This is a genomic window from Rhizobium sp. CCGE 510 (assembly GCF_000292525.1).
Taxonomy (GTDB): Bacteria; Pseudomonadota; Alphaproteobacteria; order Rhizobiales; family Rhizobiaceae; genus Rhizobium.
Window position 1 is genome coordinate 62,362 of record NZ_AEYF01000001.1, and the last position, 12,294, is coordinate 74,655.

The following is a 12,294-nucleotide window of genomic DNA, read 5'->3' on the forward strand; positions in this document are numbered from 1 at the left end:
ACGGCTGGGATCTGTTCAGAGGGGCGCCTGCGAGATGAAACTCGGCTTTCGCGATGGCGTGGTTTACGACGAGAACAGGTCGAACTGGGACGCAGACGGCCCCAGACCCATCAGTTGGTCTCTGTGGTATCCCGCTGCCGATGAGGCGCGCGAAAGCGACGCAATGGAAAGAGGTTGGTTCCAGAGGGCGAAAGTCGCCCGCGACGCAGCCGTCCGGCCGGATGTCCAGCCCTATCCCCTCGTGCTGTTGTCGCATGGCACCGGCGGATCTGCGGCCGGACTGGAGTGGCTGGCGCGACGGCTGGTCGATTGCGGATTTGCAGCGCTCGGCGTCAACCATCACGGCAATACCGGCAACGAACCCTATCGCGCCGTAGGCTTTGCTTGCCTTTGGGAGCGGGCGCCTGACCTCAGCTACATGCTCGATCACCGCGATGACTGGCTCAGCGATCTTTCCGGCCATATCGATACGAGCCATGTTTTCGCAGCCGGCTTTTCGGCCGGCGCCTATGGCGTCATGCTGCTGCTTGGCGCCGTCGCCCAGTTTTCGCAGTTCGAACCGTCGAGGATGAAGCCGGGTGGCGCGCGCGGACCGAGGGAGTTTCCCGACCTTGCCGATCATATCCCGACATTGCTTTCCACCAGCAAGGTGTTTCGCGATTCATGGTCCCGCATGTCGAAGTCCTACCGGGATGACAGAATCAAGGCCGCACTCCTATGCGCGCCGGGCCGGTCCGTTCTCGGTTTCAGCGCGGAAAGCCTGAAAGCTGTCGATGCGCCCGCCCTTATCCTGGTCGGCGATGCCGATAGGGCGGCGCCGGCCGAGGAATGTTCGACATGGCTGCATGCGCGGCTCTCGCGCAGCGCTCTGAAGATCTTCGGTGGCGGCCTTGGGCATTACGTCTTCGTGCCGGAGGGCACCGCACTCGGCCTCGCCTTTGCCGCAGAGCTCTTTACCGATCCGCCGGGCATCGAGCGTGTGGCTATTCATGACGAGATTGCTGGTCTGTCGGCAGCGCTATTCCAGGACAGTATGTTCAACGCGAAGGCCTGAGCTAAGAAAAGCCCCGTTTCCGGGGCTTTCTCGTCTCGATCCTGCTGCTGGTATCAGTCCACATCCTCGACGACCGCGTCGGCGGCGCCGCTGATGCGGTGGGCAAGGGCCGCTTCCATGAACTCGTTCAGATCGCCGTCGAGCACGTCGTCCGGCGCGGTGCTGGCAACCCCGGTGCGCATATCCTTGACCAGCTGGTAAGGTTGCAGCACGTAGGAGCGGATCTGGTGGCCCCAGCCGATATCCGTCTTGGAGGCCGCTTCGGCGCTGGCAGCGTCCTCGCGCTTTTTCAGTTCCGCTTCGTACATGCGGGCCCGTAGCATGTCCCAGGCCTTGGCGCGGTTCTTGTGCTGCGAACGCTCCTGCTGGCACTGCACGACGATACCGGTCGGGATATGCGTGATGCGCACGGCCGAGTCGGTGGTGTTGACGTGCTGGCCGCCGGCGCCCGACGAACGATAGGTATCGATGCGGCAGTCGCCTTCGTTGATATCGATCTGGATCGAGTCATCGACAACTGGATAGACCCAGATCGACGAGAAGGAGGTGTGGCGACGCGCATTGCTGTCGTAGGGCGAGATGCGCACCAGCCGGTGCACACCCGATTCCGTCTTCAGCCAGCCATAGGCATTGTGGCCCTTGACGAGCAGCGTCGCGGATTTGATGCCCGCCTCTTCGCCGTCGTGGACTTCGAGAAGCTCGACCTTGAAACGCTGGCGTTCGGCCCAACGGGTGTACATGCGCAGGAGCATGTTCGCCCAGTCCTGGCTTTCGGTGCCGCCGGCGCCGGAATGGACTTCGAGATAGGTGTCGTTGCTATCGGCTTCGCCGGAAAGCATGGCTTCCACCTGACGGCGGGCGGCCTCAGCCTTCAGGGCCTTCAGCGTGTCCTCGGCTTCCTTGACGACACTCTGGTCGCCCTCTTCCTCGCCAAGCTCGATCAGCTCGATATTGTCGTTCAGCTGCTGTTCCAGCTCCTTGACGCCATTGATGCCGTCATCCAGCTGCTGGCGCTCGCGCATCAGCTTCTGCGCTTCGGAAGCGTCGTTCCAGAGGTTCGGATCCTCTGCCTTGTTGTTCAACCAGTCCAACCGTCTTATCGCCTGGTCCCAGTCAAAGATGCCTCCTCAGCAGGGTGATAGCCTGCTTGGTTTCATCGACCACATTTTCGATTTCGGCTCGCATTTTCCTGCTTCTCTGTCTGGGTTCTTCCGGTGCTGGTGGACATAGAGACGCCCGCCGCGGATGTAAAGGCCGCGCGGGCGTTCAAAAATCGGGCGGCGGTCAGAACAGGCCGGGCGTGCCGGTCTGGACCGCCTGGTTTGCTTGCGGCGAAGTCTTCAGGATCTCTTCCGGCGCCATGGTGCTGTCCATGCCGATGACGGAGAAGCTGTCGGCCGGGCCGGTGCCGGGCTTGAAGGCCTCGATGATGGTGTTCGGATCGCCGTCGACGGCGGCCATGCCGGTCTTGCGGTCGATCGAAATCAGATTCATTCCCGGCGGGATGACGAATTTCGATTCCGGCGCATCCTTGACGGCAGCCTGCATGAATTCGTTGAAGATCGGGGCGGAGAGAACGCCGCCGGTGCCGCCGCGGCCGAGCGGGGCCGGCGTATCGAAGCCCATATAAAGACCGGCGACCAGATCCGGCGTGAAGCCGACGAACCAGGCATCCTTCTCGTCATTGGTAGTGCCGGTCTTGCCGGCGACGTCGCGACCGCCGAGATCGACCTTGCCGGCGGCCGTGCCGCGCTGGATGACGCCCTGCATCATCGAGGTGATCTGGTAGGCGGTCATCGGGTCGAGAACGGTTTCGCGGTTGTCGACGACATTGGGCTCTTCCTGGTTCTGCCAGTCGCCGGCATTGCAGCCTTCGCACAGACGCTCCTCATGCTTGAAGATCGTCTTGCCGTAGCGGTCCTGGATGCGGTCGATCAAGGTCGGCTTGATCTGCTTGCCGCCATTGGCGATGACCGAATAGGCCGAGACCATGCGCAGCACCGTCGTGTCGCCGGCGCCGAGCGACATGGAGAGAACCGGCAGCATGTGATCGTAGATGCCGAAGCGCTCGGCATATTCGGCAACAATGTTCATGCCGAGATCGTTGGCGAGGCGCACCGTCATCAGGTTGCGCGAATGCTCGATGCCGGAGCGCAGCGTCGACGGGCCGCCGACTTCGCCACCGTAGTTTTCCGGCTTCCAAACCTGGCCGCCGGAGACGATTTCGATCGGCGCATCCATGATGACGGAAGCCGGGGTATAGCCGTTATCCATTGCCGCCGCGTAGACGAAAGGCTTGAACGAGGAGCCCGGCTGGCGCATCGCCTGGGTGGCGCGGTTGAATTCGGACTGCGAATAGGAGAAGCCGCCGACCATGGCGAGCACACGGCCGGTCTTTGGATCCATGGCGACCAGGCCACCCTGCACCTTCGGCGGCTGTTGCAGGCGATAGGAGGTCGACGCGTCATCGCCAAGCTTTGCGACATAGACGACGTCGCCAGGGGCTACGGCGCCGACCGGCGATTTCGCGGTCTTGCGGGCGCCGTCGGCCGAACGGAAGGCCCACTGCATGTTCTTGGCTTCGATAGTGCCGCGCTGACGGTCGGCTGAAACCTTGCCGCTTCCATCCTTGGCCGGCTGCAGGCCGATATCGACGTTGCTGTCGGAGACGGCAAGCACAACGGCGAGCCGCCATTCAGGCACGTCGGAGAGGGAGGGAATATCGGCAAGCGCCTTGCCCCAATCGCCGCTTGCATCGATCTGCTTGATCGGGCCGTGGAAACCGCGACGCTCGTCATAGGTCACCAGACCATCCTGCAGCGCCTTGCGGGCTGCGAGCTGCAGCTGCGGATCGAGCGACGTGCGCACCGAAAGGCCGCCCTCATAGAGAACCTTCTCGCCATATTGGTCGATCAGCTGGCGGCGCACGGCTTCGGCGAAATAGTCCGAAGCAAAGAGCGAGGGGCCGGTTGTGCGGGCGGTGACGCCGAGCGGCTGCTTCTTGGCTTCCTCGCCGTCGCTCTGGCTGACATAGCCGTTTTCGACCATGCGGTCGATCACCCAGTTGCGGCGTTCGAGCGCAGCTTCCGGATGGCGGAAAGGATGATAATTGGCCGGACCTTTCGGCAACGATGCCAGATAGGCGGCTTCGGCAACGGTCAGTTCGGTGACGGATTTGTTGAAATAGGTGAGTGCGGCGCCGGCGATGCCGTAGGAATTCAGACCGAAGAAGATCTCGTTCAGGTAGAGTTCGAGGATCTTGTCCTTGCTGTAGGCCTGCTCGATACGGAAGGACAGGATCGCTTCCTTGATCTTGCGGTCGATCGTCTGGTCAGAACTCAAAAGGAAATTCTTGGCCACCTGCTGAGTGATTGTGGAAGCACCGACCGGGCGGCGGCCGGAACCGAAATTCTGCAGGTTGACGAGGATGGCGCGGCCGAGGCCGGTGAGATCGACGCCCGGGTGATTGTAGAAATTCTTGTCTTCGGCCGACAGGAAAGCGGCCTTCACGCGGTCGGGGATGGCCTGAATCGGCAGGAAGAGACGCTTTTCCTTGGCGTATTCGGCCATCAGAGCGCCGTTGCCGGCGTGGACGCGGGTGGTCACCGGCGGCGCATAGCTGTTCAGAACGGCATAGTCCGGGAGATCCTTCGCGACGTTGGCGAGATAGATGGCAACACCCGCCGCCGCGACCAGAAACAGGACGCAGGCCATTCCGAAGAAATATCCAAAAAGTCTAACCATATTTTCAGCTACCGGTCTCTTCGATCGTCAATCGGCGCAGACGCAGCGATTGTATGGATCAAGGCAATTTGCACGTTGCGCGGCTTACTCCATGAGCGTTACCGCCACAAGCCGATTCCGCGCTCAAGGCTTACGAAACATAAGCCGGAGTAACGGCGCGAATGTGAGGAAAATAGGGCTCTCGCCGCCGCATTCACCGCTGCGGGCGCGTTTCATTAGGACTGTCACATCCAAGCAACGCCCGTTCCCGCCGTCAAGCTGAACCATCCTGCTCAGAATTCGATTCATGGAACGCAGTTTAAGTGTTTGTTTTCATGAATGCGGCCGTCCCGCAACTGCGACTGAATTCTGGGCAAAAACCGTTAGCCGCCATTCGCCATGACGCCGGCGCGGTATCGCTTCACCGCCTCGGTCAAGAGACTGACGATCTTGCCGCGCCAGCTCTCGTCGAGCAGCAGTTTCTCGTCCTCGGCATTGGATAGGAAGCCGAGTTCGAGAAGGATCGACGGCACATCAGGGGCCTGCAGCACGCGGAAACCGGCATGACGGTGCGGATTGTTGATGGTGCCGACCTGATCCTTGAAAGAATTCAGCACGCTTTCGGCCAGCGAAATCGAGAAGGCCTGGGTTTCGCGCCGTGTCAAATCGAGCAGGATATCGGCGACCTCGGGCGGCTCGGCGACCGTTTCCTTGCCGGCGATCTGGTCGGAGAGGTTTTCGCGTTCGGCAAGGTCGGCGGCGAGTTTGTCGGATGCCTTGTCGGAGATCGTGTAGACGGTGGCGCCACGGATGTCCTTCTGCTTCAGCGTGTCGGCATGCATCGAAATGAACAGCCCGGCATGGTTCTGGCGGGCGATCAGCACACGCTGCGACAGCGACAGGAACTCGTCGTCCTCGCGCGTCAGGAAAGCCTTGATGCCCGGCTCCTTGTTCAGCCGATCGGTCAAGGCCTTGGCGAAGGCAAGCGTCACCTGCTTTTCTTCGGTCTTGGTGTCGACGCCGATCGCGCCGGTATCGATGCCGCCATGGCCGGCGTCGACGGCGATGACGAAATCGCCGAGGGCAGCTTTCTCAGGTGCCGGGATGGCGCTCGTCGTCTCCGCCGCCTCAGTCCCTTCGCTCGAGGCGCGATCGCTCCAGGATTGGGTCTTCACCAGCTCGGCGAAGGCTTGCTTGTCGATCATCTCGGCATCGAGCACGAGCCGATGACCCTGGCCGGCCTCGTCGGCCTGGACTTTGGCGAGCGCCAGCTTGACCGGCCCTGCCGTCGTCAGCACGATGCGGGCGCTGTCCTCGTCCATCTTGCCGTAACGGATATCCTTGAACAGGCCGCGGGCGGCGAGATCCTTGGCCGGAAAGCCGAAGGCGGTCGCCGGCAGGTCGATGACGATGCGCTCCGGATTGGCGATGTAGTGGACGGAAAAGTGCGGTTCGCGATCGAAATCGATGACGATCCGGGTTCTTGCATCGTCGCCGACGATGCGTGCGCCATAGGCCAGCAGCGGATCCCTCGCCTCGACGGAACCAATAACGGCCGGCAGGAAACCAACCGCCAGAAGCGCCGTCAGAACCAACCTTGCGAATGTCGATCGCCGCGCTGGGGATTTCGCCGCGATCCGAGCCCTCTTAAACAATAAACCGCCACACCCTATCTGTTACTCCGATGGAGCCGACGCGGCCGCGTCGAACGTCGCTAGACGAAACACCCGTTGCGGCCCGCCGAATCGCGATCACTTTATCCCCAACTTCTATGCGTTACGAAATCCATCAATATTATGGCGCATTTGGCTTTTCCCTTGCTATTGTGACACGGAAAACATACAACGAATTTTAGGGTAAAGTGTTGACGGGATAGAGTCGCCGCAAAGGCTGCCAGCCAGATCAGGACCTGGCGCCACACCGGTCATCGTCCGCCGTCTCATGCGCTTCATCCTTAGAACTGGATCCTGATTTTCCGGCTCATTGTCGGAATTCATTGGTGGATCAGCCACCACGCTCTCAGGGAGCAAACTCATCGGACCCGAACGGGTCTTCGTATTTGTCGATCACGCTTGGTTGTTGATGGTTTCGCAGCAGGTTTTATCTGAAGTGTACAGGCCCCGGACCGAAATGGTTCCGGCTGCGGTCTGGCTGCTGCCCTCCCCCTCGTATCAGGCGCGACTTTCATTATCCGGCGCGGCCATTGCGGACCGCATTCTTTCTGTTTCAACAGCAGTCGGGAATGCGCTCTCGCGGCCACGCCGAGGAGCACAGCTTACATGGCAGACAAAATGCTTATCGATGCGTCTCACGAGGAAGAGACGCGCGTCGTTGTCGTTCGCGGGAACCGCATAGAAGAATTTGACTTCGAGTCTCAGCACAAGAAGCAGATCCGCGGCAACATCTATCTTGCAAAGGTAACGAGGGTCGAGCCCTCGCTCCAAGCCGCATTCGTCGATTACGGCGGCAACCGGCACGGCTTCCTGGCCTTCGCCGAAATCCATCCCGACTATTATCAGATACCGCTTGCCGACCGTCAGGCGTTGCTTCGGGCCGAAGCCGAGGAGCATCGCCGCGACGAAGATGTCGAGCATGTCGAAACCGCGCCGATGGTCGATCTTTCGACCCAGGACCAGCCGGATGTCGGCATCGTGCCGGCAGAGGCGCCGGAAACGGCAGGTGTAACGGAGGAGCCGGCAGCGATAGCAACCGCTGCATCGCCCGAGGCCACCGAGGAAGCTCCGGCCAAAAAGGCCAGGCCGCGCCGCAGCCGCAAAAAGGTGACCGAACCGGCTGCTGAGACGACCGCGACCGAGGACGCCGTTCCCACAGATGTCGAAGCCGAAGGCGCTTCGAGCGTCGACAACGAGGATGACGGTTCGACCGGCGGCCCGATGGCCGCCATGGTGGAAACCGACTCGATCTCCGAGGACGTCGATACCAACAAGCGTCGCCACGATGATGATGACGACGATGACGATCATGGCGAAGAGGAAATCATCGAATCCGTCGGCGCCGAAGACGCGATGGAAGAAGTGCCGGACCGCGTGCAGCGCAAGCCGCGCAAGCAGTACCGCATCCAGGAAGTCATCAAGCGCCGCCAGATCCTGCTCGTGCAGGTCGCCAAGGAAGAGCGCGGCAACAAGGGTGCCGCCCTTACCACCTATCTCTCGCTCGCCGGCCGCTATTCCGTGCTGATGCCGAACACGGCGCGCGGCGGCGGCATTTCCCGCAAGATCACCAACCCTGCCGACCGCAAGCGCCTGAAAGAAATCGCGCGCATGCTCGAAGTGCCGCAGGGCATGGGCGTCATCCTTCGCACCGCCGGCGCCAACCGCACCAAGGTCGAGGTCAAGCGCGACTTCGAATATCTGATGCGCCTCTGGGAAAATGTCCGCACACTGACGCTGGCATCCACGGCTCCCTGCCTGGTCTACGAGGAAGGCTCGCTGATCAAGCGGTCGATCCGCGACCTTTACAACAAGGATATCAGCGAAGTAATCGTCTCCGGCGAAGAAGGCTATCGTGAAGCGAAAGACTTCATGAAGATGCTGATGCCGAGCCATGCCAAGGTGGTTCAGCCCTACCGCGACATCCATCCGATCTTTTCGCGTTCCGGTATCGAGGCGCAGCTCGACCGCATGCTGCAGCCGCAGGTGACGCTGAAGTCCGGCGGCTACCTGATCATGAACCAGACCGAAGCGCTGGTTTCCATCGACGTCAACTCGGGCCGCTCGACCCGCGAACACTCGATCGAAGACACCGCGCTGCAGACGAATCTCGAGGCTGCCGACGAAGTCGCTCGCCAGCTGCGCCTGCGCGACCTTGCCGGCCTGATCGTCATCGACTTCATCGACATGGAAGAGAAGCGCAACAACCGCGCTGTCGAGAAGAAGCTGAAGGAATGCCTGAAGAACGACCGCGCCCGCATCCAGGTCGGACGGATCTCGCATTTCGGCCTGCTCGAAATGTCGCGCCAGCGCATCCGCGCGTCGGTTCTCGAATCGACCACGCAGGTCTGCTCGCATTGCGGCGGCAGCGGCCATGTGCGTTCGCAGTCCTCCGTCGCCCTGCATGTCTTGCGCGGTATCGAGGAATATCTGCTGAAGAATACCACGCACAACATAAGCGTGCGCACCACGCCTGACATTGCGCTCTATCTGCTCAACCATAAGCGCCAGACGATCATCGATTACGAAAACCGTTTCGGCGTCGCCATCATCATCGATGCGGACGGTTCGGTCGGCGCCCAGCATTTCGCGATCGATCGCGGCGATCCGGTGGAAAATCCGGTCAAGATCGAAACGCTCTTCAACTTTGCAGCCATTCCTGAAGATGACGACGACGATATCGTCATCGAAGCGGATGAGGACGAAGACGAGGAACTCGAAGAAAAGCCGGCCGCTGCCGAGCGACCTGTCGCAGCACGCTCGGAAGCCGACGCTGACGGCAACCGCAAGCGCAAACGACGCCGGCGTCGGCGCGGTCGCAACGGCAATGCCGAGCATCCGACATCAGCCGCTGGCGAAGCTGGCGACGAAGATGAGGATGGTGACGACGAGGGCGTTGAAGGCGGCGAAGGCGATGAAAACGCCGAATCCACGCCCGAGACACTGGCGGAAAGCGAGGAATCGCAGCGCCGCAAGCGGCGCCGTCGCGGCAAGCGCGGCGGTCGCCGCAATCGCGCCGAGGATGGCTCCGAACTGACGGCCGGCGAAGCCGGTGAAGACAATGGCGGTGATGAGGGCGGCGACGAGGACGAAGGCGACGACGTTTCGAACGATGGTGCTCCAAGCGAAGCCGTCGCCGAAACTGTCGAAACAGCTGCCGAAGCCGGCGAAGGCCAGGCTGCGATGGCAGCCGTCGAAAGCGCACCTGTGATAACCGAGGAAGTAAAGCCCGCCCGCAGCCGCGGCCGCCGCAAACCGGCCGCAGCGCCGGTCGAGGAACCGGTGGCTGAGACGGCGCCTGCGGCCGAGGCCGAACCGGAGTTGGTGGAAGCCTCTGCCGATCTCGGAACGCCCGTTCAGGAAGAGGTCCAGGAAGAGGCAAAGCCGGTTCGCGCCAACCGCGAATCCAACATCTCCTCCTCGGAGCCGACGGTAAAATCCACCCGCGTCGAGAATGCCGAAGCTGACGACGGCAAGCCGAAGAAAGCCGGCTGGTGGCAGCGCCGTGGCTTCTTCTGAACGCTGATTTTCGGACGTAACTGATCAATCCGGCTGCGGCGACGCGGCCGGATTTTTGTTTGTGGCAACGGCATCAGCGGTCTTGTATCCTCGTGCCGTTGGTGCGCATCATCGATGGCGATCACACGTGAGACGACCATGCGGACGAATATCGATATCGATGATGCCTTGCTTGCCGAGGCGATGGCCGCCACGGGATTGGCGACAAAAGAGGCCGCCGTCGAAAAGGCCTTGCGAATCCTTATCGAGAGGCACCGCCGCACCAATGCGATCGCAAATCTCTCAGGCATAGGCTGGGCAGGCGATCTCGACGATATCCGTCGTGACCGGTCAGATGATGCAGGATAATCTTCCTCGACAGTTCGGTCTGGATTGCGCATCTGCGCGGGATAAGCGCGGCCAGCCCGGTCCGACATCGCCGAGACCAGCAGCTCATCCGGCTGCCGCCACCTTCTCCCCGCTTGCGGGGCGACATGCCGCGCCCTCTCTGCTCCCAACTCGCTCTCGCAGGGCACGTCCCCTCTCCCAGTTTTTTACGGGCAGAGGGTTAGGGTGAGGGGCAGCCATCGGCGCAAAGTGGTTCGATATCGCTCGGCGAGATGTCCGGCAACGAGCGACTATCATCCCCCGCCTGCGATCAGGCCGCCGGCGGATAGAGCAGGTCGACGATGTAGCTGGCGTCGAAGCGGGAATCGAGCATGCCGTAGGTGGAGCGCCAGCCGCCGGCAAGACGCGTCTCGATGAAGGCATCGGCAATGCGCCCTGCCCCGAGCCGATAGAGTTCGGCGGCACCGGCCGCAAGCGCCAACTGCTCGACGAGCAGGCGCGCGGCGCCCTCATCCTGTTCGCAGAGCGCGACAGCGGCGCGCAGCACATCGATCGTCTTCTTGCCGGCCGGGCCGAGATCGCGGGCAAGGCCGGCGAAGACCGTTTCGAACAGATCCTTGCCACGGTTGAGCACGCGCAGCACGTCGAGCGCCATGACGTTGCCGGAGCCTTCCCAGATGGCGTTGACCGGAGCCTCACGGTAGTGGCGGGCAATCGGGCGTTCTTCGATGTAGCCGTTGCCGCCGATGCATTCCATCGCCTCGTAGATCAGCGCCGGCGCGATCTTACAGCACCAGTATTTGGCGACCGGCGTCATGACGCGGGCATAGGCCGCCTGCTCGGCATTGCCGCGCGCCTTGTCGAAGGCGTCGGCAAGACGGAAGGACAGCGCCGTCGCGGCTGCGACGTCGAGCGCCATGTCGGCCAGCACGCGCGTCATGATCGGCTGGTTGACGAGCATCTTTCCGAAGATGCTGCGGCCGCGGGTGTGGTGTACGGCTTCGGCGAGCGAGGCGCGCATCATGCCTGATGAGGCCAGCGCGCAGTCGAGCCGCGTCAGCGTCACCATGTCGAGGATGGTGCGGATGCCGGCATCCGGGCCGCCGAGCAAGAAACCGAACGTGTCTGAGAATTCCACTTCGGCAGAGGCGTTGGAGCGGTTGCCGACCTTGTCTTTCAGCCGCTGGAACTGGAGGCCGTTGGCGGAGCCGTCCTCCAGCAGGCGCGGCACCAGGAAGCAGCCCATGCCCTCCTTCGTCTGCGCCAGCATGATGAAAGCGTCGCTCATCGGAGCGGACATGAACCATTTATGGCCGGACAGCCGGTAGATGCCCTCGCTGACCTTTTCGGCAGCGCTGCGGTTGGCGCGCACATCCGTGCCGCCCTGCTTTTCCGTCATGCCCATGCCGATGGTCACAGCAGACTTCTGCATGGCGGGCTTGTTCGACGAATCATATTTGCGCGAGAGGATTTTGGGGGCCCAATCCTTCTGTATCGCGGGCGAGGCCGAGAGCGCGGCGACCGAGGCGCTGGTCATCGTCAGCGGGCAGAGATGGCCGGATTCCAGCTGTGACGATAGATAGAAGCGAGCGGCGCGAACCTTGTGGGCCTCATCCTTGGCGTCGGTATCGGCCTGCGGGTCCCAGACGGAGGAATGCAGGCCGACCGACATGGAGCGCCGCATCAGCGCGTGCCAGGCGGGATGGAACTCAACGACATCAAGGCGCTCGCCGCGCGGACCGTGGGTACGCAGCTGCGGCGCGCCCTGGTTCGCCATGCGCGCCAGCTCCTGTGCCTCCGGCGAGGTGACGTAGCGGCCTATGTTTTCCAGGTCCTCGCGGATGCCGCGCGGCAGGGCTGCCGTCAGATCGACGATCAGCGGATCGGACCGATAGGCGTTGATGCCGGACCACAGGCTCGGCTGATTGAGTTCTGCGAGTTTTTCTTCAGTCCGGTTGGCGGAGGTCATAATTCGCTTCTAGTGTAAGAGCCCGGCAAAGG

General features: G+C 62.0%; 7 protein-coding genes. 3 read left to right on the forward strand and 4 right to left on the reverse strand.

Annotated features, from left to right (window positions below):
* Positions 1-34: 34 nt before the first annotated feature.
* Positions 35-1,054, forward strand: coding sequence for a hypothetical protein (locus RCCGE510_RS00370; protein ID WP_007626119.1), 1,020 nt, complete (start codon positions 35-37; stop codon positions 1,052-1,054).
* Positions 1,055-1,107: 53 nt separating this feature from the next.
* Here the strand turns inward: RCCGE510_RS00370 and prfB are convergent.
* The 3 genes from prfB to RCCGE510_RS00385 form a co-directional block, all read right to left on the reverse strand.
* Positions 1,108-2,239, reverse strand: a protein-coding gene (prfB, locus tag RCCGE510_RS00375; protein WP_157179857.1) for a peptide chain release factor 2 whose coding sequence is annotated in 2 segments (ribosomal slippage) — positions 1,108-2,169 and positions 2,171-2,239 — 1,131 coding nt in all. Because the reading frame shifts where the segments join, the coding sequence is not laid out codon by codon here.
* A gap of 99 nt (positions 2,240-2,338) precedes the next feature.
* Positions 2,339-4,798, reverse strand: a complete 2,460-nt coding sequence (locus RCCGE510_RS00380) for a penicillin-binding protein 1A (RefSeq protein WP_007626123.1) — start codon at positions 4,796-4,798, stop codon at positions 2,339-2,341.
* 362 nt (positions 4,799-5,160) lie between these two features.
* Positions 5,161-6,432 (reverse strand): N-acetylmuramoyl-L-alanine amidase, encoded by a 1,272-nt coding sequence (locus RCCGE510_RS00385; RefSeq protein WP_037077412.1) that lies wholly within the window; start codon positions 6,430-6,432, stop codon positions 5,161-5,163.
* Between the two features lie 624 nt (positions 6,433-7,056).
* Here RCCGE510_RS00385 and RCCGE510_RS00390 point away from each other — a divergent pair.
* Both RCCGE510_RS00390 and RCCGE510_RS00395 read left to right on the forward strand, forming a co-directional pair.
* Positions 7,057-9,966: a ribonuclease E/G gene (locus tag RCCGE510_RS00390; RefSeq protein ID WP_007626127.1), complete on the forward strand. Its 2,910-nt coding sequence runs from the start codon at positions 7,057-7,059 to the stop codon at positions 9,964-9,966.
* A gap of 138 nt (positions 9,967-10,104) precedes the next feature.
* Positions 10,105-10,314: a type II toxin-antitoxin system VapB family antitoxin gene (locus RCCGE510_RS00395; protein ID WP_007626145.1), complete on the forward strand. Its 210-nt coding sequence runs from the start codon at positions 10,105-10,107 to the stop codon at positions 10,312-10,314.
* Between the two features lie 289 nt (positions 10,315-10,603).
* Here the strand turns inward: RCCGE510_RS00395 and RCCGE510_RS00400 are convergent, their stop codons facing one another.
* The gene (locus tag RCCGE510_RS00400) at positions 10,604-12,262 is read right to left on the reverse strand and encodes an acyl-CoA dehydrogenase family protein (RefSeq protein ID WP_007626146.1); all 1,659 of its coding nucleotides are present in this window, start codon (positions 12,260-12,262) and stop codon (positions 10,604-10,606) included.
* Positions 12,263-12,294: the final 32 nt, after the last annotated feature.

Bases quoted from the DNA above. Each gene is read 5' to 3' on its own strand.
- RCCGE510_RS00390 (WP_007626127.1), top strand. From the start codon at position 7,057: ATGGCAGACAAAATGCTTATCGATGCGTCTCACGAGGAAGAGACGCGC.
- RCCGE510_RS00380 (WP_007626123.1), bottom strand. From the start codon at position 4,798: ATGGTTAGACTTTTTGGATATTTCTTCGGAATGGCCTGCGTCCTGTTT.
- RCCGE510_RS00400 (WP_007626146.1), bottom strand. From the start codon at position 12,262: ATGACCTCCGCCAACCGGACTGAAGAAAAACTCGCAGAACTCAATCAG.
- RCCGE510_RS00395 (WP_007626145.1), top strand. From the start codon at position 10,105: ATGCGGACGAATATCGATATCGATGATGCCTTGCTTGCCGAGGCGATG.
- RCCGE510_RS00370 (WP_007626119.1), top strand. From the start codon at position 35: ATGAAACTCGGCTTTCGCGATGGCGTGGTTTACGACGAGAACAGGTCG.